This is a genomic window from Kibdelosporangium philippinense (assembly GCF_021390435.2).
Classification (GTDB): Bacteria; Actinomycetota; Actinomycetes; order Mycobacteriales; family Pseudonocardiaceae; genus Kibdelosporangium; species Kibdelosporangium philippinense.
Window position 1 is genome coordinate 954,161 of sequence record NZ_JAJVCN010000004.1, and the last position, 20,143, is coordinate 974,303.

At 63.9% G+C, this 20,143-nt stretch carries 20 protein-coding genes and 1 pseudogene; 11 read left to right on the forward strand and 10 right to left on the reverse strand.

Annotated features, from left to right (window positions below; genetic code table 11):
* Positions 1 to 8: 8 nt before the first annotated feature.
* A pseudogene (locus LWC34_RS59200) lies at positions 9 to 1,105 on the reverse strand (RNA-guided endonuclease TnpB family protein).
* Positions 1,106 to 1,212: 107 nt separating this feature from the next.
* Between LWC34_RS59200 and LWC34_RS47310 the strand changes: the two are divergent.
* From LWC34_RS47310 to LWC34_RS47320, 3 genes are all read left to right on the forward strand, one after another.
* The gene (locus LWC34_RS47310) at positions 1,213 to 1,359 is read left to right on the forward strand and encodes a hypothetical protein (RefSeq protein WP_233732056.1); all 147 of its coding nucleotides are present in this window, start codon (positions 1,213 to 1,215) and stop codon (positions 1,357 to 1,359) included.
* Positions 1,360 to 1,436: 77 nt separating this feature from the next.
* Complete coding sequence (locus tag LWC34_RS47315; protein WP_233732058.1) at positions 1,437 to 2,825, forward strand: lipase/acyltransferase domain-containing protein; 1,389 nt, start codon at positions 1,437 to 1,439, stop codon at positions 2,823 to 2,825.
* A 3-nt stretch (positions 2,826 to 2,828) separates the two neighbouring features.
* The gene (locus LWC34_RS47320) at positions 2,829 to 5,888 is read left to right on the forward strand and encodes a CHAT domain-containing protein (protein ID WP_233732061.1); all 3,060 of its coding nucleotides are present in this window, start codon (positions 2,829 to 2,831) and stop codon (positions 5,886 to 5,888) included.
* Between the two features lie 56 nt (positions 5,889 to 5,944).
* Here the strand turns inward: LWC34_RS47320 and LWC34_RS47325 are convergent, their stop codons facing one another.
* Together LWC34_RS47325 and LWC34_RS47330 are read right to left on the reverse strand one after the other, a co-directional pair.
* On the reverse strand, positions 5,945 to 6,508 hold the full coding sequence (locus LWC34_RS47325; protein ID WP_233732063.1) for a DJ-1/PfpI family protein: 564 nt from the start codon (positions 6,506 to 6,508) through the stop codon (positions 5,945 to 5,947).
* Between the two features lie 255 nt (positions 6,509 to 6,763).
* Entirely contained in the window at positions 6,764 to 7,057 is a 294-nt protein-coding gene (locus tag LWC34_RS47330) for a hypothetical protein (protein ID WP_233732066.1), read from the reverse strand.
* A gap of 24 nt (positions 7,058 to 7,081) precedes the next feature.
* Between LWC34_RS47330 and LWC34_RS47335 the strand changes: the two genes are divergently transcribed.
* The 4 genes from LWC34_RS47335 to LWC34_RS47350 are packed head-to-tail and all read left to right on the forward strand — an operon-like array spanning position 7,082 to position 10,146.
* Positions 7,082 to 8,128 carry a Gfo/Idh/MocA family protein gene (locus LWC34_RS47335; RefSeq protein WP_233732068.1) on the forward strand — a complete coding sequence of 349 codons (1,047 nt, stop codon included), beginning with the start codon at positions 7,082 to 7,084 and terminating at the stop codon, positions 8,126 to 8,128.
* Between the two features lie 36 nt (positions 8,129 to 8,164).
* On the forward strand, positions 8,165 to 9,214 hold the full coding sequence (locus LWC34_RS47340) for a hypothetical protein (RefSeq protein ID WP_233732071.1): 1,050 nt from the start codon (positions 8,165 to 8,167) through the stop codon (positions 9,212 to 9,214).
* Entirely contained in the window at positions 9,211 to 9,516 is a 306-nt protein-coding gene (locus tag LWC34_RS47345) for a hypothetical protein (RefSeq protein WP_233732074.1), read from the forward strand. Before LWC34_RS47340 ends, LWC34_RS47345 begins: the two co-directional genes overlap by 4 nt.
* Positions 9,517 to 9,555: 39 nt before the next feature.
* Complete coding sequence (locus LWC34_RS47350; protein ID WP_233732077.1) at positions 9,556 to 10,146, forward strand: hypothetical protein; 591 nt, start codon at positions 9,556 to 9,558, stop codon at positions 10,144 to 10,146.
* Here LWC34_RS47350 and LWC34_RS47355 read toward each other — a convergent pair.
* Positions 10,038 to 10,565, reverse strand: a complete 528-nt coding sequence (locus LWC34_RS47355; RefSeq protein ID WP_233732079.1) for a siderophore-interacting protein — start codon at positions 10,563 to 10,565, stop codon at positions 10,038 to 10,040. The two genes, LWC34_RS47350 and LWC34_RS47355, sit on opposite strands and share 109 nt — an antisense overlap.
* Positions 10,566 to 10,792: 227 nt before the next feature.
* Positions 10,793 to 11,197: a hypothetical protein gene (locus LWC34_RS47360; RefSeq protein WP_233732082.1), complete on the reverse strand. Its 405-nt coding sequence runs from the start codon at positions 11,195 to 11,197 to the stop codon at positions 10,793 to 10,795.
* A gap of 272 nt (positions 11,198 to 11,469) precedes the next feature.
* Between LWC34_RS47360 and LWC34_RS47365 the strand changes: the two genes are divergently transcribed.
* Both LWC34_RS47365 and LWC34_RS47370 read left to right on the forward strand, forming a co-directional pair.
* Entirely contained in the window at positions 11,470 to 12,726 is a 1,257-nt protein-coding gene (locus LWC34_RS47365; RefSeq protein WP_233732084.1) for a GTPase domain-containing protein, read from the forward strand.
* 1 nt (position 12,727) lies between these two features.
* A complete protein-coding gene (locus tag LWC34_RS47370; protein WP_233732087.1) occupies positions 12,728 to 13,363 on the forward strand; it encodes a hypothetical protein in 636 nt (211 codons plus the stop codon).
* A gap of 1 nt (position 13,364) precedes the next feature.
* Here the strand turns inward: LWC34_RS47370 and LWC34_RS47375 are convergent, their stop codons facing one another.
* Both LWC34_RS47375 and LWC34_RS47380 read right to left on the reverse strand, forming a co-directional pair.
* Positions 13,365 to 14,384, reverse strand: coding sequence for a LacI family DNA-binding transcriptional regulator (locus LWC34_RS47375; protein ID WP_233732088.1), 1,020 nt, complete (start codon positions 14,382 to 14,384; stop codon positions 13,365 to 13,367).
* 73 nt (positions 14,385 to 14,457) lie between these two features.
* On the reverse strand, positions 14,458 to 14,937 hold the full coding sequence (locus LWC34_RS47380) for a winged helix-turn-helix transcriptional regulator (protein WP_372496793.1): 480 nt from the start codon (positions 14,935 to 14,937) through the stop codon (positions 14,458 to 14,460).
* Positions 14,938 to 15,010: 73 nt separating this feature from the next.
* Here LWC34_RS47380 and LWC34_RS47385 point away from each other — a divergent pair, with 73 nt between their 5' ends.
* Positions 15,011 to 16,171 carry an MFS transporter gene (locus LWC34_RS47385; protein ID WP_233732090.1) on the forward strand — a complete coding sequence of 387 codons (1,161 nt, stop codon included), beginning with the start codon at positions 15,011 to 15,013 and terminating at the stop codon, positions 16,169 to 16,171.
* Positions 16,168 to 17,016 (forward strand): alpha/beta fold hydrolase, encoded by an 849-nt coding sequence (locus LWC34_RS47390; RefSeq protein WP_233732092.1) that lies wholly within the window; start codon positions 16,168 to 16,170, stop codon positions 17,014 to 17,016. Before LWC34_RS47385 ends, LWC34_RS47390 begins: the two co-directional genes overlap by 4 nt.
* A 25-nt stretch (positions 17,017 to 17,041) precedes the next feature.
* Here LWC34_RS47390 and LWC34_RS47395 read toward each other — a convergent pair whose 3' ends face one another.
* From LWC34_RS47395 to LWC34_RS47405, 3 genes are read right to left on the reverse strand one after another with little or no spacing between them, the layout of a single operon-like run.
* Entirely contained in the window at positions 17,042 to 18,352 is a 1,311-nt protein-coding gene (locus LWC34_RS47395) for a GH1 family beta-glucosidase (protein ID WP_233732097.1), read from the reverse strand.
* Positions 18,353 to 18,355: 3 nt separating this feature from the next.
* Positions 18,356 to 19,171 carry a carbohydrate ABC transporter permease gene (locus LWC34_RS47400; RefSeq protein ID WP_233732099.1) on the reverse strand — a complete coding sequence of 272 codons (816 nt, stop codon included), beginning with the start codon at positions 19,169 to 19,171 and terminating at the stop codon, positions 18,356 to 18,358.
* Positions 19,168 to 20,142, reverse strand: coding sequence for a carbohydrate ABC transporter permease (locus LWC34_RS47405; protein ID WP_233732101.1), 975 nt, complete (start codon positions 20,140 to 20,142; stop codon positions 19,168 to 19,170). Before LWC34_RS47405 ends, LWC34_RS47400 begins: the two co-directional genes overlap by 4 nt.
* Between the last annotated feature and the right edge of the window lies 1 nt (position 20,143).

Consider the following 20,143-nt stretch of genomic DNA (forward strand, 5'->3'; position numbering starts at 1 on the left):
CTTTACGGTCATGTGCCCGTCCTGAAGGAACGAGCTGTCGCCTGTTCCTCCTGTTGAGGGCTGCCGATAGGCTTGCTGCTGCCTTCCTGACTGGCTGCCAGGGTGGGCGCTGCGTTTGGGCGCATGACTTCGCCCCAGCACACGACACCGCGCGCCGCGATGTTGCGTGCCGCGTTGTGGTCGGCGTGCCCAACGAAGCCACACTGGCCACAAATAAACGACGCCTGCGAGCGCCGGTTCTTCTTGTCGGTCCACCCCCGCACTGATGGCACTGCTGCGAGGTATAGGCGGGATCGACCTGTACCAACGCCACCCCGGCCCGTTGGGGTTTGCGAAGCCGTACCCGCTCGCGGATACCCGTCAGCTGCTCGACGGCGATTCCGCGCCCGGTGCGTTCAGCCTCGGCCACGATGCTCTTACTGATCTGGTGGTTCACATCAGCGGCGAACCGCGACTCCTTTCGGCGGCGTTTCTTCAACAACCGCCGTGCGGAGGAGGTCTTCTTGGCCTGCAACCGTTTCCGCAGACGTTGCTGCCTTTTGCGGTAACGGTTCAACCGCGCACCCGACATCCGTACACCATCGGACGTAGTCGCGATATTGACGATGCCACGGTCGACCCCGAGAAACCCGTTTACTGGTTCCTGTTGAGGTGTTTCGGGCGTGTCAATGCCGGCGTGCAGGACCCAGACTCCGTCTTGACAGAGCAGATCCGTTTCACCGATTGCCGGCTGGGAACGCAATTGGGCGAGATGCCGTGGATTTCCCACCATTCGCACATTACGCAGCCGCCCGGTTGTGGTCCAGATCGACACCATGCCCACGCGGCCTGCTCCACCCAACTGCCAGGACAAGCAACGGGCGTCAAACGGCTGGCCCGCCTGCGAACGGAACATCACCGGGGTTGTCTCGACCTTTAGGCGACGTGCTGACCCTCGTGGCCCGTAGTTCCCAGCAGCGAGGTTGGCTCGCAACGTCGCGTAGGCGTCACAGATTTTACCGATCACGCGTATCGCTGGCTGTGCCGCCAGCCCGAACCGCTCCCGCAATTCGGCGTAAAACTGTTTCTGCACCTCGAACTTCCGAAATATCTTGGCAAGGTGCATCTGCTTTGACAGCCACGACGCCGCAGCGTTGCGGGCTTTCAGGGTCGACCGATGCCTGCGCAGGTGTGGGCAGTAGACGCACCTGCACCACTTGCTTCACACCGACAATGATCGCATCGGCCTACGCCACCCAGCATGCCTATCCGACCAGTGCCAAGAACCAGGGCGTGGCGCATCTCCCGACCAGGATCGTCACCCGCATCGAACAGGTCGCACCAGAGGCGCACATGGCGTCGGCGTACGAAATCAGGTGAATCGATTGCGAAGACCGTAACGACGGAAAGATCGACCCCGAGGGTGTGATATCAGCTCGCCGCCGAGGGGGTAGGTCATGCCGAAGGGTATTGGGGACGTTGTCGTTCTCATTCCGGGTATCTCCGGATCCGTGCTGGAACGCGACGGAAAGGAGGTATGGGCGCCATCGGCCGGTGCCGCACTGCGGGCCGTTCTTTCGCTTGGCGGCAGCATTAAACGCCTCACGCTGGACGGCGACGATCCATCAGTCGATGATCTCGGTGACGGCGTGGTGGCCACCAGGGTGATGCCGGATCTGCACCTGCTTCCCGGCCTTGACTGGAAGATCGACGGATATACCCGGTTCAAGCGCCGAATGATCGAAAACCTCGGTTGCGTGCCGGGCAAGAACTACTTCGAACTGCCCTACGACTGGCGGCGCGACAACCGGGTCGCGGCCAGGAAACTGGTCCGCAATGCCCACGATTGGCTGGCCGCGTGGCGTGCCGAATCCGGCAACGCGGACGCCAAGCTTGTCCTGGTCGGGCATTCGATGGGCGGCCTGGTCGCCCGGCTCTACCTTGAGCTGCTCGACGGCTGGCGCGACACCCGGTCGTTGATCACGTTCGGCACGCCGTATTCGGGATCGATCAACGCGCTGACGTTCCTCGAGAACGGGTTCGCCAAGGGCTGGGGTCCGTTCACGCTGGATCTGACCGACATGATCCGGTCCTTTACGTCGGTCTATCAACTGCTGCCGTCCTATCGGTGCCTCGCTGGACCGGGTGACACCTGGTTGAATCTGGACGAGGCCGAATGGCACGGCCTCGACACCGGCCGGTTGACCGATTCCCTTTCGCTGCATCGGGAATTGCGTAAAGCGGTGGACGACAGGATCGACCGTGACGATCACGGATACACCGTCCGCCCGGTGATCGGGAGTTTTCAACGAACTGGATGGGCCGCGCGGCAGGAAAATGGCGGAATCACCGCGCTGTCGATGCGTGCATTGCGCGAAGAAGGCGGCGACGGCACAGTCCCGATGGTCTCCGCGGCGCCACACGAATTGCTCAAGGGCTACCAGAACGCGTCATTCGTGAGTCAGAAGCACGCTTCGCTGCAGAACGACGACTCGGTCCTTGATCACGTCGCGGGCGTGGTGACGAGCGCGGAACAGTCGCCAGTGGACGTCTTCCCCGCCGAGGATGAAGCCGTTTGCCTTGAGGTGGACGACGTCTCCACAACCGAACCGATGGTCATCCGCGCCCGCCCGCGCCAACCGGGCACCGAACTCGTCGCATCCGTGACCCCGGTGCTCAACGGCAGCACGACGCAGGTGCCGCTGATCGAATCCGGCGATGGTTGGTGGGGCACCGAGCTGTACAACCTGCCGCCCGCTGACTATCGCGTGACGATCGGCGGCGACAGCGCGCGGCCGGTGACTCATGTGGTGAGCGTCGTCGATTTGGCGACGCTGGAGGACTGAGTCATGTTCGAACCGTTTGACATCAGCGTCTTGGGGGCGGGCAAACACGTCTGGGTGTCCGCCCAGTCGCGGCAGGGCTCGGTTTTCGGCGTCGCCCGTCGTCCACCGGAATGGGGCCTTGGGGAAGCGACTCCCGCGGAGTGGCTGACCACCAACGTCCGTCAGGCGCACCAGGTCGGCGATCGTGCACTGGAAGTCGGGCAAGTGTTGCACGACTTGGTTTTCGGCGAGCCTTCCATCGCCAACCTGCTCGCTCAGACCCGTGGCGTCGCGGCCGCCGACGGCGCGCAACTGCTTGTTCGGGTGCTTGCGGCGCCACAGGAAGTCAGCTCGTGGCCGTGGGAACTGATGCCCGATCCCCAGCAGCCCAGCCGTTTCCTGACCATGGCGCGAGATGTGCATTTGGTCAGGGCCGGTCGGTCGCGGACGTATCCGGTGCGGGAAACGACCGTCGACCCGCCGCTGAACGTCCTGCTGGTGATGTCCAGCCCGTTGATCGCCGATCCTAATGAGACAGAGACTCCGTTCGACCTGTGGGCCGAGAAACGCAGCCTGCTCAGCACTTTGCAGCCGTTGGTCGACCGAGGCGTGCTGAACGTGGTCGTTGAGGATCGGCCGACGATCGAGCGGTTGCGTGAGCGGATGTGCGCTGAGCGGCGCGGATTCCACGTCGTGCACTACCTCGGACACGCCAATCCATATGGCCTCCGGTTGCAGCAACGCGGCGGCCGGGGATTGTTGGTGCGTAGCCAGGATTTCGCGATGCTGCTGCAGCAAATGCCCGATCTTCGGCTCGTGGTGTTCGCCGGATGCGAGACGGCACGCGCGCCCGCAGGCGCGCAGGATGCCCCGGACAGGTATTCCACTGCGGACGTCTGCGTCCGGGACGCGTGCCCGATGGTCGTGGGAATGCAGGCCGTGCTGCCGTTCGGGACGGAACGGATCTTCACCAAGTTCTTCTACGAAGCCCTTACCGGCGGCCAGACCGTCGCCCAGTCGCTGCGGCTGGCCAGGCACGCGATCGCTGACGACGGTTCTCGCCTGCTCAACTGGGCCGTGCCGAGCCTGTTCGTCGGCGGCAGCGAGCCCGGCCAGGTGATGAACCCGGCCGCGCGCGCGACACCACCACCGCCACGACGCCATTTGGCGCTGAAACTCGGGATCCGGCAACGTGAGCTGCGGTTCATCGCCCGGCTGAACCAGATCCGCGAGGCCGTGGACATGCTTTCCGGGCACACGTCCTCCCGGCTGCTCGTGGTCATCGGCCCGCCGGAGACCGGCAAGACTTCGCTGCTCGACCGGGCGATCGAGGAACTCGACGAGGGCATCGCCAGCCTGTTCATCAGTGCCAAACGCTTGCTCAGTTTCGAAGACCCGGTGCTGGAGCTGGCCAAAGTGGTCGCCGAGCGGATCGACGCGAGCGGCTACGTGACCCCGTCGCGGCAGGGCAAGCTGGACTCCGACGCGTGGTGGGAACGTCTGCTCGAAGATCTCGCCAGGGTCCCGTTCGCCCTGGTCATCGACGACGGCGACCTGTTGCGCAGCCCGACGCGAGCCAGCGAGCGGCTGGCGCACGCGCTCGGCCTGATCACCATGCGCCGCGGCTCAGCGCGGCTCGCGGTCATCGCCACGGACGAGCTCAGCGTGCTCACCGCGCCGCTCGGGCCCGGCGAGGCCCGCACAATCCGTCTGCAAGCGTTGTCGTGGGACGAGGTCTGGCAGTGGATCCGCCGAAACCTCCCGGTGCTGACCCGGATCAAGAAGGCCGAGCTGTGCGGGTATTACGCCAAGCTCCCGCACCTTGAGCAGTGGGAACGGCTCGCCGAGGAGATCATGGACCGCGGGATCACCGACGAGGTGCCGGACCTGGTTCGTCAGATCGCGGGCTCGCTCAACGCTGGTGGGCCAGAGGCGGCGCCGCCGCTGTTCGACTCCCCGGTAAATCCGCACGTTGTCAGGGTCGCTGTGGCTGGGCCGCACAGTGTGCGTAAGGGCGAGCAGTTCGTCGAACGGATGACCCGCGTGGCCGCGGAAAACCATGTGGCAGGGCGGATGGCTGGAGTGTCCAGTTCGGACCGTTCGCTGTCGCTGGCCGAGTTGCTGGTGATCCGGACGCCGTTCTACGACACCCCGACGCCTCTGGCCAGCGACGTGCTGGCGTGGGTGATCCAGGTGCTCGACGCGGGCGCCAACGTGATTCAGGTCGACTATGACTTCGGTCCGTTGCCAGCTGAGATCCTCGATCGGGCGGCTGCGGAGAACCGGTTGATCATCCAGGTCCGCGGCGACGTGATCATGGTCGGCGACGCCCGGTTCGCCGAAGACCAGTCGGCTTTGCTGGAAGCGGCGATCTTGGTGTGGGCGACCGACCGCAACCTCAAGGCGCAGGATGTCCGGCAGGTCCTCGTCTCAACGGCTTCCTCCGACGGTCGACTCGATCTGGATGCCGCGCTGTTCCAGGTCCGGTCGCAACAGTTGCTCGATGCCTTGGAATGGGGCCCGTTGGAGCTGGACGCGCTGCTGGCCGAGACCGGAATGAAGCCGGAGCTCGTTGTGCCTTTGCTGGAAAGGCTGCGTACGGCCCGTAAAATCAAGAAGGTCGGGGTGGAACGCTACGAGAACCCGGAATCCTTGCACAGCGCGTACAAACGCCTTTGCCTGCAACAACTTGGCCGGGTGGACGAGACCGAGTTCAGGAAACTGGACTCCCGGGTCGGTGCGCTCGCCCGCCGCCGTAGGTTCACCTCCGACGAGCCACGAGCTCTGTGGAACACCGGAGACGACGGCCGCAGGCTGATCGCCTTGGTGATCACGAAGGCCCGTCCCGACCTCGGCACGCCGGACATCGTGATCGACGGCATCACCGAGCCACGTAGCCCGATGGAGCAACTGCTTGCTTTGGAAGCTGCGGACGAAATGCTGGAACAACTGTCCACTCACGACCGTGCCCGGTTGCGGGTTGCCTTGCGTGCCGCCCAATCCCACGGCCGTTCCGTGGAACTGAGCGACACACGGTCGGAGCTGGCAACCCGCCTCGCCGATCGACTCCCGGAAGTCGCCTGAACAGCTCGTGAGTGGTTAGCAGGGTTAGAACACGGCTAACCACTCACGACAGGCTCTCACCCCACCGGTGCCACCTTGCGCAGGTGCTCGATGAAAGCGCGCATCCAGCTCGGGTGGTCGGGCCACGCGCGACCGGTGACCAGCTGGCCATCGATAACCGAGGCGGCGTCGACAAACTCGCCACCGGCGACCGTGACATCCGGGGCCAGGGCGGGATAAGCGGCCAGACGCCTCCCATCGATGGTCCCGGCCGCCGCCAGCAGCAGCGGGCCGTGGCACAGCGCGGCAACGGGAGCGTCGGCGTTCATGAAGTGCCGGATGATCCGCTGGGCGTCGGGATCGTTGCGGATGTACTCGGGCGCGCGGCCACCGGGAACAACGGCGGCCACGTAGTCATTCGGCTCGACATCGGCGAAGGCCACATCCGCCTGCCAGGTGTGGCCGGGTTTTTCGGTGTACGTGTCGAATCCGTCGACGAAGTCGTGCACGACGAACTGGAGTTTCTTCACCGACGGCGCGGCGATGTCGACTTCGTACCCTTCCTCCTGGAGGCGCTGGTACGGGTAGAAGACCTCGAGTGTCTCGGCGGCGTCGCCGGTGAGAATCAGAACTTTCGGCATACCGCTATTCTCCGCCCGCCCTGACGCCGGAGCGCAAGTCGACAATGGGGCGATAACCCGCCCGAAGTGTGGCTACAGTGGACAAAGGGGTCAGAACGTCAGCGGGCTCAGCGAAAAGATCTTCCCGTTCGGCGTACCCCGCCGGTGTCCACCTGTGGAATCGGCCGACGGCGGACTAGGAAGGTGCACCCACCCCTCGTGAGTGGTTACGCCGGTTCTAACCGGCGTAACCACTCACGAGCTCTGACCAGGCACTCAGGTGCCGAGCTGGTCGATGGCCTGAGCAGCTTCCTTCAGATCAGCGCCCGTCGCCTCGCGGTATGCCCGGACAGCCTGGATCTTCTTGCCCTCCGCCAGCAGGGCCTTGACGTGGCCGAGCTCGGGCTCCGGCAGCTCAACCCCAACGCCAGCGGCGATGGCGTCGAGTTTCTGCTCAACGCGCGCAAGCCTGCGATCCAGCCGGGCGATCCTGCGGTCACCACTGGTCGCGGTCAAAACCACGGCACCGATCAACACGGCCGCGCTGAGCAGGAGAAGTCCGACGTCCACGGTCAGGCAGCATAGTGTCGTGGGGTGACCAAGTTCGCGATCGTGGGGTCGGGGTGGCGTGCCGAGTTCTACTGGCGGCTCGCGGCCGAGCTCGACGGCCTTGACTGCGTCGGCGTCGTCTCCCGCCGCCCGAAGCAGCTTCCCGTGCCGGTCTGCCTTGACCTCGACGAGTGCCTCCGGCAAGCCAAGCCGGACTTCGTGGTCACGTCCGTCCCGTGGTCCGTGACGCCGGGCTTGATCACCGAATTGGCCGGTCGTGGCGTGAAAGTGCTCGCCGAAACCCCGCCGGCGCCGGATCTCGACGGCCTCCGCGAACTCTGGGCCGACGTGGGGGACAAGAACCTGGTCCAGGCCGCCGAGCAGTATTCACGGATGCCCGCGCACGCCGCACGGATCAATCTCCTGCGCAGCGGCGTGATCGGCGAAGTAACCAGGGCGGACGTGTCCTCCACGCACCAGTATCACGCGGTCTCGCTCATCCGGGCACTGCTCGGCAAAGGCCGCGGGCAGGCCGAAATCCGGGCTTTCCGGGCAACCACCCCCCTGGCTGATCCGCTGTCGCGTGACGGATGGGCCGACCCTGTCGAGATCAAACCGGCCGTGACGACCATCGGGACCATCGAGTTCGACGACGGCGGGTTCGGCCTGTACGACTTCACCGACAACCAGTGGCACAACCAGCTGCTCATGCGGCGTCTGCTGGCCCGAGGCAGCAAAGGCGAGCTGCGTGACCAGGACGTCGTCCGGCTGACCGAGGACCGCACGATCGTGCGTACCGAGATCGTCCGCAGGCAGACCGGATACGACCTGGACCTCGACGGTTACGACACCGACCACATCACGTTCGGCTCCGACGTCCTGTACCGCAATCCCTATCAGGGCAAGCGGTGGAACGACGAGGAAATCGCCATCGCCACGCTGCTGCAGGACACCGCGGCCTGGGCGCAGGAGGCAGGGCCGGAACCGTATCCGCTGGCTGACGGCATCCATGATCACCGGCTCGCGCTGGCCATCGAGGAAGCCGCGGATCGGGACACGACGGTCCGGGTGAACCACGAGCCCTGGCATTAAAAGAAAAACGCAAGACCAGCGTGATCCACTGGCAAGGTGGGTTTCAGGGTCGACTCCGAGGCCGTCGATTCGATGGCGATCATGATGGGGCGTGCGTGTGACGCGGCTCAGTTGTTCCATGCGCACGCCCTGACCGGGGCCGCCAAAGCAGGCAAGGGGATGCTGCTCGACACCGTGTTCGAGGCGTTGGACAAGTACCACGCCTTCGCCAGCTTCAGCCTCGAGCGCGGCTGGCACCTCGCCGGTGCCTGCTCGGAATCGCTGGCGACAGCCGCGAAGTACTACCGGGAAACCGAAGACGCGGCCGCCATGGACGCGACCTTCCCACCGCCGGTTCAACCGGCGCGCACGTTTCCCATGCAGTACAACCCGCCGTGGCGCGCGTTCAAGGATGTTTACGACGCCGCAGAGGATCCGCGCAAACCGGGCACCGACTACGTCGGCACCGCGACGCCCACCGGCCACAGCGACGGCTGGCCGGTCATCGAGATCCCCAGTGTCGTCACCAAGATCCTCGCCAAGATCTCGGTCGCCCAGCACGTCAGGGACTTGCTGAAGGCCGTGACCGGCACCGACTGGATCGAGAAGATCACCCGGTACGTCAAGGGTGACTGGGTCGAACTGATGCGACAGGGCATGGCGTTGCGGGACGTTTCCGTGGCATACGGCCGAATCGGCGCGAACGTGATGCGCGGCTGGGGCGATCTCGGCCCGCGATGGAACGGTAACGCGGCCGCGACCGCACGGGACTGGCTGTGGGACTACGCCAGGAATGCCAGCCTGTTCTCCGGCTTCTGTGATCAGGCCGGTGTGGCGGTACAGAATTTCGCACGCTCGGCGTACCACGGGATGCAGGCCTTGAGCGTCGCGATCGACTGGCTGTTGGACGCGCTGATCGACGTCCTGCTGCGCGCATCGGACATATCGCACGAGGTTTTCGCCGGTGTGTTCGCCAGTGTGAGCAAAGTGGACGACGCACTTGACTTGATCGAAGCCGCGGTGCACGCCTTCAAAGGCGTGGCGGCGTTCCGTGTAGGGACCGTGGAGTGGCCGGTGCTTGAATACAACCACCCAGCAGTGTCATGACAAACCTGTGGGCGACAGTGGAAGGCCGTGCTGCCAGGCGAGAACAGCTGGGCGTCCTGGCTCAGGGCAAGGGTTTCCTTGCGGAGTTCGCCGGGAATGTGCTTGCTGGCACGGTGGAACTGGATGCGATTCTGCGTCTGTCCATTGTGCCTGAGGACGTGCTTGACGCGGTCCACGGCTTCGCCGAGCGGTGGACCTCCTTGCCGGATGAGGAGAAGTACGTGCTGACACACGCGTGGGAGGACAACGTCCGCCGGACGATCGAGGCGCTGAACGCCCGGCCGGCCGTGCGGAAGTGGTGAATGGGCAGTGCCTGAAAGGGCGCTGGAAGGGGAGAAGAGATGAAGATCGGAATGAAACTAGCCGTGGCGGCGAGCGTCTGCGCACTGGCGGCAGGGTGCACGGGGTACAAAGAGCCGATTCCCGCGACCGTGACGGACAACTCGGCGCCATCCACGCCGTCGTCCACGGCGCGGCGGGACCTGGATCCGGCCGCTGTCGCGTGGCTGAACGGTTTCTGCGGAGCGGTACACGGCTATCGCCTGGCGAACAACAAAAGACTTGAAGGCGCTCCACGGGAACAGGTGATGACCAAGGGTTCGTCCAGTAAGGACCTCGGCGAGATGGCCGAGCTGGCTGGAAAGACGGTCACCGAGCTGACCGCGTTGCCGCCCTCGCCGTTCAAGGGTGGCGACAAGGTGAAGCAGGACTACTTGGCGAAGTTCACCGCCGCGCGTGACGCGGCCGCCGAAGGCAAACGAAAGGTCGACGCGGCCAAGGGCGACGGCTGGATGGACCCGGGCACCAAGGCACTGGACGCCACTCAGGCCGCGGTCAGCGATACCACCAACCCGCTGGGGTCGTTCGAGACCGCCGACCCCGTTTTCGGTGCGGCCGCTGTGAAGGCGGACAAATGTAGCCCTAGTTCCTGACGCGGGCTTGCTTTTCCGTGACGCCAATAGCCAAGGAAGGTGACTGTGGACTTCGGGATCTTGCGTTCCTGCACGAGGAATCGGCGCACGCCGGTCGCGAGTCCACTTTCACCGGCGACCCACGTGTAGTCCAACTCGTCGGGCAGCGTGGCTGATTTGACCGTCTCAAGGGCAAGCCTGCCAGGGATGTCGCCGGATCCGTTGCGGGCAAGCCAATGCACCTTGACGTTCGGCGGAGTGGACAGTTCACGGAAGTCGTCGCTGTGCGGAACTTCAAGGTACACATCGGCATGCAGGGTGTCCGGCGCGTTGTCCAGAATGGCCAGCACGGCGGGCATCGCGCTCTCGTCGCCGGTCACTGTGACCGTCACGAAGTTCTCGCTGGTCCGGGCCGTGCGGGCGACCATGGCCCTGATCATCGTTCTACGCTCTGGCGGCTTGACTCGCGACATCGAACCCCATCCAATGAACTAGGTTAGGCTACCTAACTAATTGGATGGGTGGGGGCAAGCAAGCCCGGTTCGGACGTTCACCGAACTCAGCACCCTTAGCGTGTCGGAGACGGGAAGACCTCGGTCCTGATGAAGCGCGCCATTGTTTTCGGCGGAAGCATGGCGGGCCTGCTGGCGGCCCGCGTGCTCAGTGATCAAGCCGCTGACATCCCGGCGTGCGGCACGACGTTCCTGAACGCCTCGACCAACGCGTCCTCGGTGGCGTAGAAAGCCTTCAGCATCGGGAAGGAGCCCGCTGCGTACGTCGGCGACGTCGGATCCGCGAGAACCGCGGCGTGTTCATCGGGCAAAAGGTACGTTGTGGACTCCGGATCGAACTCCACATAGCGTCCTGCTGCCTGCGCGGTCAGCCATTCCAGCACGTACCGCTCGACCAAACCGGTCTTGCGAGCAAGTTGCCCCGACGTCATCGGCCCGGCGCCCGCCATCGCCTCGTACAGGCCAAGTCGGATGCCGATGGACGTGGACACACCAGCGAACGCCGCCCCGCTGTCCTCGGCGACCCGAATCAGAAAATCACTGACACGACTTAGGTCCACCTGACCATCGGACCACGGCATAACAGTGTATGCAATCGGCACTGTCCACATGTCACAACCTCGCCACGATCTTGGGTCATGAGTCGGTAAAGAAGGTCGCCCGGACGGCGATCAAGTCGGCGTTGCTGTTGTTCGGCGGCTTGTGCCTGCCGCGCGCCCCGTATGCCCACTGCCATCGCGCCAATCAGGGCTGGCCCTGATTCCAACCGGCTTCCCACTGGCCACCATGGTTTCCATACGGCCGTTCCGAGTGGTGAACGGGGGAGTGAGCCGTGGAGATCGTGGCGTTGGCGGCTGTGGTTGTCGCCATCATCTGGGTGATGCGCCGAGTCAAGGCCCGCAGGCCTGGCGCGGGCAACAACAAGAAAGTGGTGGTCAAGCCGCCGGTACCGAAATTCCGAGTGGTCACGCTCGGCCTGCAGGGATCAGGCAAGACATTGCTGCTCACGAGCATCTACCGGCGGCTGCAGGCGCCGGGCAACCGTGGTTACTTCCTGAAAGTGCCGTACACCCAGCTGATCGAGCTGAACAAGTGGTACCAGGAAGTGGCCAGCACGGACGAAGACTGGCCGCGCGGCACGACCAGGGGCGAGATGCGGGAGTTCGACTTCAGCGTGATGTCACTGGTCGGCACGCAGGCCACGGCCATGCTCGACATCGGCTACCTGGAGTACCCCGGCGAGTTGCTGACCGACACGGACGCGCCTGGGTCGAACGCGCAGCAGCGCCTGTTGACCGCGATCAACCAGGCGCACGCGGTGATCGCGATCATCGACGGGCTGCGGATTCTTCAGACGTACCAAGGTGATCGGCGTGGGCGGTCGATTCTGCAAACCACGCTCGATGCCATGGTCCACTGTCTGCTGACCACGCCGGCGCCGGTCGTCTTCGTGATCACGAAGTGGGATCTGCTCGATCAACTGCATCAGGACGAGAACATCCGGCTCGATCTCGTGCAGCGTGTGCTGATGGGCATCGAGGGGTTCCGTGATCTGGTGAACGTGCACAGCACGCGCCGGATTGTCCGGCTGGTTCCGGTTTCGGCTGTCGGGCATGACTTCGCCGAGTTGCGCAACGGTGTTGTCCGTAAGCGGGCTGACGGGCATTTCGAGCCGTCCAATGTGGAGGTGGCGCTGGCCGCGGTCGTGCCCGATGTGCTCAACCAGGTCGAGTTGTCCCTGGATTTCACGACACGGCAGGCGATTCTGGCTCAGGTGCACAAGCAGACCAGGATGTCTCCCGGTGAGGCGGTACGTTCCTTGGCCGCGTTCTTGTCCGAACGCGCGGGCAGGGTGCTGGCGACGTCAGTGGGCGGAGGTTTGCTTGGTGAGGCTGGGTTGGCCCTGTTCATGGACTCCCGTGCCGAGCCGGATGCGGACTATCAGCGGCGGATCGCGGCGTTGAGCGACGCCGACCGCAGGGCTGAGGAGTTGGTGCAAGCCAGGCGCCGGGTCGTGCAGTCGATGCAGAACCAGGTCAACATCCTGGAGGCCAAGCTGCCGTCGTCCCGGCTGCAGGGTGGTGCCTGACATGGCCGCCGCGCAGGGCTGGCCGTTTCTGGTGGCGAGGGGTCGGCAGAGCGGCTACACCGTCCGGCTGGCGCCCGATTTCCTGATCAAGACGCGGGAATACGGGCTGCTGGAAGAAATCGCGGGGACGGGCGGCCAAGTCGCGAACGTCAAAGGGTTGGCGGTCGTCTGGGCTGAGCACACCGTGACCGGCTCGGACATCGATGCGGCTGAGGCACCGAGGGACGAGCACAGCAGGCCCCTGCACCTGATGTACGGCTTCGTCAGTCCACACGGCACGATCGATCAACCGTCCGAAGTGGACCTGTCGCGGTCGCGGGAACTAGCGCTGGAGACGTTCCGGCGATTTCTGGCTGACGAGCGTGAATTCACCTTGGAGCCATCAGGACCATTTCCGCTCGCTTCGTCGATCGCTCCGCTGGCGGTCCGGCCGCCGGTGGTGACTCGGCGGGTCGTTCCGTTCGCTTTGGCCGGGGCCGCAGCCGTTGCCGCGGTCTTGGTGGCAATAATGTCCTTTGGCGGCGAGAATCCGCCACCGCCACCGCTGCCATGCACCACACCGACGCCAGTCGTCACGATTGCTCCGAGCGCCGCGCAAATGTGTCCGACACCCGTGCCGTCCCGACGCAATCCCTGAGCTACTTTCTGATGTACGCGGCGGTGCTGGATCGCACGACAAGGCTCGTCGCCAGCTCGACCCGATGATGCTCGACCTGTCCGCCGCCTGTCAGGGTGATCGCCATCCGGGCACCGGCGGCGGCCATCTCCCGCAGGGGCTGGCGGACTGTGGTCAGCGGCGGCCCGACCCACCTGGCCACAGGCAGGTCGTCGAAGCCGATAACACTGAGATCTTCCGGGATCCGCAGCCCGGCCGCCCGCGCGGCCTCGTACACGCCAACGGCCTGCAGATCACTGCCCGCGAACACAGCGGTCGGCCGGTTGTCCAGCGCGAGTAAAGCAAGCATTTGTTTGTGCCCGGCCTCGACGTGGAAATCTCCGTACCGCACCAGATCCGGGTCAACGGTCAAGCCCGCGGTTTCCAGCGCGGCCCGGTAACCGTCCACTCTGGCCCGGCTGCAAAGGACGTTCGGTGGCCCGCCGATCATCGCGATCCGCTTGTGCCCCAAGTCGATAAGGTGTCGGGTCGCAGTCAGACCACCCTGCCAGTTGGTCGCGCCGACGGAGTGCGTCTGCCCCGTTGGTTCACCGACCGGATCGACCACCACGACCGGGATGTCGCGGGCACGCAGTTTGGCGAGCTGGTCCGCGCCAAGGTCGGAGAACACCGCGATCACCCCGACTGGACGACGGGCCAGTACGTTCTCCAGCCAACTCTGCCCCGGCCGCAGCAGGCCCTGCGACTCGGACAGGACGACTGCCATGCCGTTCTCGACGGCGACTTTCTGGACGCCACGGATGATTTCCAGGGCCCACGAGCTCTCCAGTTCGTGGAACATCAGCTCGAGCAGGTTCGACTTTCGGTACCGCTCGTCGGTCCGGCGCTGGTAGCCGTGCTTGCGGATGATCTCCTCGACCCGCTGCCGGGTAGCGGCGGCGACGTCCGGTCGTCCGTTCATCACCTTCGAAACTGTCGGAACCGAGACCCCGGCTTCCGTGGCGATGTCGGCAATCGTCACCTTGCGCGCTTTGCCAGGCATGCGGGGAGTCTACGCCAGCCGGATCAGCGGTCAGCGAAAGTGGATGGCCGGTCTTTCGAAACTATCGGCGGGTTTACTCGTCGCCTCGGCGCTTGGTGATTGTCGTGTCTTCGGGCGTCAGAGGCCTGCCGTCCTGCGACAGGATCTTCACCTTCGCGACCGGTTGACGGTTTTCCTTGTCGATCAGGCGGGTGCGGGTTTCCGCTGGCTCGAACAGGTGCTCCTCGCTCCACTGTCGCAATGCGACGAGCACGGGGAACAGACCGCGACCTTTCTCCGTGAGCACGTACTCCTGATACGGACTGCCGTCGCTGGCTGGGACGGTGTGCAGGATCCCATGCGCGACAAGGTTGTGCAGGCGCGCGGACAGGATGTTCTTGGCGAGACCCAGGTTTTTCTGGAACTCGCCGAACCTGCGCAGGCCGTCGAACGCGTCCCTGATGATCAGCAGGGACCAGCCGTCGCCCAATGCGTCCAGTGGACGGGCGACGGGACAGGTCGCGTCCTCATGACTGGTTCGCTTGGGCATGGGCACCGCCTCTCGTGGTTTCACTTTAAAACGATAGTGGTTGCACAATGAAACCGCACTATGCAATGCTGGTTGCAAGTTGAAACCAGGGGGTGTGATGAAGACAAGCACGCGGGCGAGTCCCATGCTGTTCGCAGTCGCGTGCGGGCTGGCGGTCGCCAACGTCTACTACGCACAGCCGCTGCTCGAAGTCGTTAGCGCTGACCTGGGGATGAGCCACGCGACAGCCGGTGTGATCGGCACGGTCACCCAGGTTGGCTACGGCCTCGGCCTGCTGCTCATCGTCCCGCTCGGTGACCTGCTGAATCGTCGAAGCCTTATCGTCGGGCAAACGCTGCTTTCGGCCGTAGCCCTCATTGCAGTCGCGGCAGCGCCAACCGCACCGATGCTCCTCGGCGGGTTGACCGCGGTCGGTGCGCTAGCGGTCGTGACGCAGGTCCAAGTCGCCTACGCGGCCAGCATGGCAAATCCGGGGGAGCGCGGCCGGGTCGTAGGCGTCGTCACGAGCGGAATCATCATCGGAATCCTGTTGGCACGCGCGGTGTCAGGCGCTGTCGCCGACATCGCGGGTTGGCGAGCGGTCTATCTCCTGGCTGCCGCAGCAGCCCTCGGAACCGCAGGACTGCTGTACGCCAAGCTGGCCGGGGAAACACGCGAGCGCATGTCCTATCCGAAGCTCATCGGATCGGTGTTCACGTTGTTCGCCGAAGTGCCCATCCTCAGGACACGAGCCGTCCTCGCACTGTTGATCTTCATGGCGTTCACGGTGCTCACGACCCCGATGGTGCTGCCACTCAGCGCGCCGCCGTACAACCTGTCGACGACCGAAACTGGCCTGTTTGGACTCGCGGGCGTGATCGGCGCGCTCGGTGCGTCCCGGGCGGGGCGACTCTCGGATGGGGGGCACGGGCAGCGTGTCACGGGCATCGGCCTGGCGGTGATGCTCCTTTCCTGGATACCGATCGCGATGTTGCCGCAGTCGTTGTGGGGCTTGGTCATCGGTGTGCTTACGATCGACTTTGGGCTGCAGTCCGTGCACGTCGCCAACCAGAGCCTCATCTACCGGACACGACCCGAAGCCCAAAGCCGCCTGACCGCCGGATACATGGTGTTCTACTCCATCGGCAGCGCCCTCGGTGCCATTGTGTCCACTCTCGTCTACACGCACGCCGGTTGGACCGGAGTATGCCTCCTCGGTGCCGGAATATGCCTGACAGCGCTCGTTTTCTGGGCATTGACACAACAAGGGAAAACATGACCCACTACCGCACGATCATGATCGACGGCCTGGAGATCTTCTACCGCCAGGCAGGCGATCCCGAGCGGCCAACTCTTCTTCTGCTGCACGGGTTTCCGGCCTCGTCCTTTATGTACCGCGAGCTGATCACGCTGCTCGAAGACGAATTCCACGTGGTCGCGCCCGACTATCCAGGCTTCGGCCACAGCGCCGCACCCACCAACTTCTCCTACACGTTCGACCGGCTCGCGGACGTCATCGAGCATTTCACCGAGGCTATCGGGATCACCAAGTACGGGCTGTACATGCAGGACTTTGGCGGCCCGGTCGGATTCCGGCTCGCACACAGGCACCCCGAACGCGTGACGTTCCTGGTGGTGCAGAACGCCAACGCGTACGAGGAAGGCCTGCCGGACAGCTTCTGGGGCCAGGCACGCGAACTCTGGAAAGACCCATCCGACGAGAACCGCGCGAAGATCGCCGAAGCCGCGATGTCGTCAGAAGCCTTGCGGTGGAACTACATTCACGGCGTGACCGACCCAGCCCGAATCAACCCGGACAGCTGGCTGCTGCAGGAAGCGTTGCTCAATCGCGAGGGCAACAAGGAAGCGATGGTCGACCTGCTCTACGACTACCGCACCAACCTTGAGCTCTACCCACAGTGGCAGGAGTACTTCCGGACCAACCAGCCTCCGACACTCGTTGTCTGGGGCCAGAACGACATCATCTTCCCGGCAGAGGGCGCTCATCCGTTCGCAAAGGACCTCAAGCAGATCGACTTCAACCTCCTCGACACAGGCCATTTCGCGCTGGAAGACCACAGCGCCGAGATAGCCGCCCACATCAAACGCTTCAACCCCAGCTAAACCCTCGTGAGTGGTTATGCTGGTTCTAACCGGCATAACCACTCACGAGGGCATTGGCGCTGATGACCTGGGCGTACCAGTGGGCGCTGGTTTTCGCGGTACGGACCTGGGTGGTGAAGTCGACATGGACCATGCCGAATCGCTTGGCGTAACCCTCGGCCCACTCGAAGTTGTCCACAAGCGACCACAGGAAGTACCCGCGCAGATCGACACCCCGATGGATCGCATCAAGCGCGGCTCGCAGGTGAGAATCGAGGAAGGAGACACGGTTGGTGTCGTCGATGCCGGGGAAGGCGGCACCATTTTCCGTGATGTAGAGAGGGATCCCCGGGTAGTCACGCTGAAGGCGGACCAGCAGATCCGTCAGTCCGGAAGGCACGATGTCCCAGCCGCTGTCGGTCTGCGGAAGCCCGCGATCAGGGAACTCGACATGCTCAGAGCCAACCCAGGGCGAAGGCAGTCGCACCTTCAAGCCGGACCGTACGTAGAGATCGCGGTAGTAGTTGATGCCAAGCAAATCCACGGGTTGACCGATCAGCCCAAGGTCGCCGGGTTTGATCGTCTCCGGCAGCCCGTAAGGCGCCAGGTCGGTCAACACGTCTACCGGATACGTGCCGTGCAGCACTGGATCGAGGAACATCCGGTTCTGCAGTCCGTCGATCCGCCTGACCGCGTCGTCCGCTGGATCGGCAGCGCGCACTGGGAACAAGTTCAACGTGATCCCGGCCTGTGCTGAGGGCGAGAACGACCGGATCGCGTGCATCGCGATCCCGTGCCCTAGCAACAGGTGATGGGCGGCGGCGACCGCAGCGTTCGGTTCGGTCCTCCCAGGAGCGTGGATCCCCGAGGCGTAACCAAGGAAAGCCGAACACCACGGCTCGTTCAGCGTGATCCAGTTCCGCACACGATCACCCAACAGGCGGGCGACCTTTTCGGCGTACTCGCCGAAGTGATACGCGGTATCGCGATTGGCCCACCCGCCGGTGTCCTCAAGAGACTGTGGCAGGTCCCAGTGGTACAGCGTTGCCCACGGCTCGATGTCGTTGTCCAGCAAAGTGTCCACAAGCCGGTCGTAGAAGCCCAGGTCTTCCATTCGCGGCCATGCGATGGAAAACCGGTATGCCTGCAGGCCGAGCTCGGACATCAACCGGACATCCTGAACCATCCGCCGGTAGTGATCAGCGGCCACATCCCCGGTGTCGCCATTGTTTACGGCGCCAGGCACACGACAGAAGGTGTCCCAGATGGACGGCACACGACCGTCCGATGTGGTCGCGCCTTCGACCTGAAACGCCGCTGTCGCGGCACCCCACACGAATCCGTCAGGAAACGTCACGGTTCATCCCTTCACAGCACCCTGCATGATCCCGGCGACGATCTGTCTGCCGAGTGCGACGAAAACGATCAAGATGGGAATGGTCGCCAGCGTCGTCCCAGCGAGCACCAGGGAATAGTCGATGTAGTAGCCGCTTTGCAGCTTCTCCAGTGCGACCTGGACAGTCGGATTACCCGCATCCAGCACGATCAACGGCCACAGGAAGTCGTTCCATGCGGTCATGAACGTGAACATCCCAAGGAAGGCGGCAGCGGGACGAACAGCGGGCAGGCAGACATGCCAGTACACCCGGATCATGCTGCAACCGTCCATCCGAGCCGCCTCAACGAGTTCGAACGGCACAGCATCCACTGTGTACTGCCGCATCCAGAAAACCCCAAGCGCAGTCACCAAATTGGGCACCATCACCGCCCACAACCCGCCAACCCAACCAAAGTCCGCCATGGACATGTACAGCGGAATGATGCCGAGCTGCGTCGGCACGGCGAGGGTCGCGACGATGAACAGGAACAGCGGATCGCGGCCGCGGAACCGGAGTTTGGCGAACGCGAACCCAGCGAGTGTCGAGAAGAACACGGTCGAGAAAGTCACCGATCCCGCCACGATCACACTGTTGACCAGCGCCTTCCAGAACTCAACGGAGTCGAACACGCGTTGCGCGTTCGCCAAGAAGTTGCCACCGGGGATCAGCGGAGGCAGTCGCTCGGTGAGCATGCCGCTGTCCCGGCTGGCCACCAGGTACGACCAATAGAAAGGAAACGCGGATCCGAGCACGAAGGCGCCCAGCAAGCCATAAATCCAGAACCCAGCTCGCTTCATCGTGCCAACCTTCTGGTCAGCAGGAAGTTCAGCGAGGCGATCACCAGGATCACCAGGAACAACACCCATGCCATCGCCGACGCGTAGCCGAAATGCTGGCTTTCAAACGCAGTTTGGTACATGTACAACGTCACCGTCTGGAACTGGTTCGTTGAGCCGCCGTTGTTTGATCCTGGCATGGCGTCGAACAGCTTCGGCTCGGTGAAGATCTGCAGTCCACCTATGGTCGATGTGACCACGACGAAGATCAGCGTCGGCCGTAGCAGCGGCAGTGTGATCGAGAAGAACCGCCGGATCGGCGAAGCCCTGTCGACAACGGCTGCTTCGTAGATCTCACGCGGGATCGCCTTCATCGCCGCCAAAATGATCAGCGCGTTGTACCCGGTCCAGCGCCAGTTGACCATGATCGCGATGGCTATGTGGCTGGCGAAGCGGTTGGCTTGCCAGTCGATTCGGTCGAGACCTAGCAGCTCGAACAGTGAGTTGACCAAGCCGTAGTTTGGTCCGAACAGGTTCGCGAAGATGATCCCGATCGCGACCAGCGACGCCGCATAAGGCAGCAAAACGCCTACCCGCCAGGCGGTTGGCATCCGCAACCTTGCGTTCAGCAAGGCCGCCAACAACACCGCGATCACGATCTGCGGCCCGCTGGACAACAGGAAGATGCTGACCGTGTTGGTCAGCGTCCGGTAGAACTGGTCGTCGCCGAACAGCTCGATGTAGTTGTCCATTCCGATGAATGCCGGGTTCGAGTCGCCGAGTTCCCAGTTGAACATCGAGACGTATCCCGTGTACAGCAAGGGGAACAGGCCGACCACAGCGAACACCGCAAAGAACGGTGCGATGTAGAGATACGGCGATGCTTTGACGTCCAATCGCGACAGCCGGTCCCGCCACGGCACCCACCGCCGTGGCGGGACGGTCGCGATGTCTGCTGTGGACGGTGCTGATCGCGCCGTCGTCTGTGACATC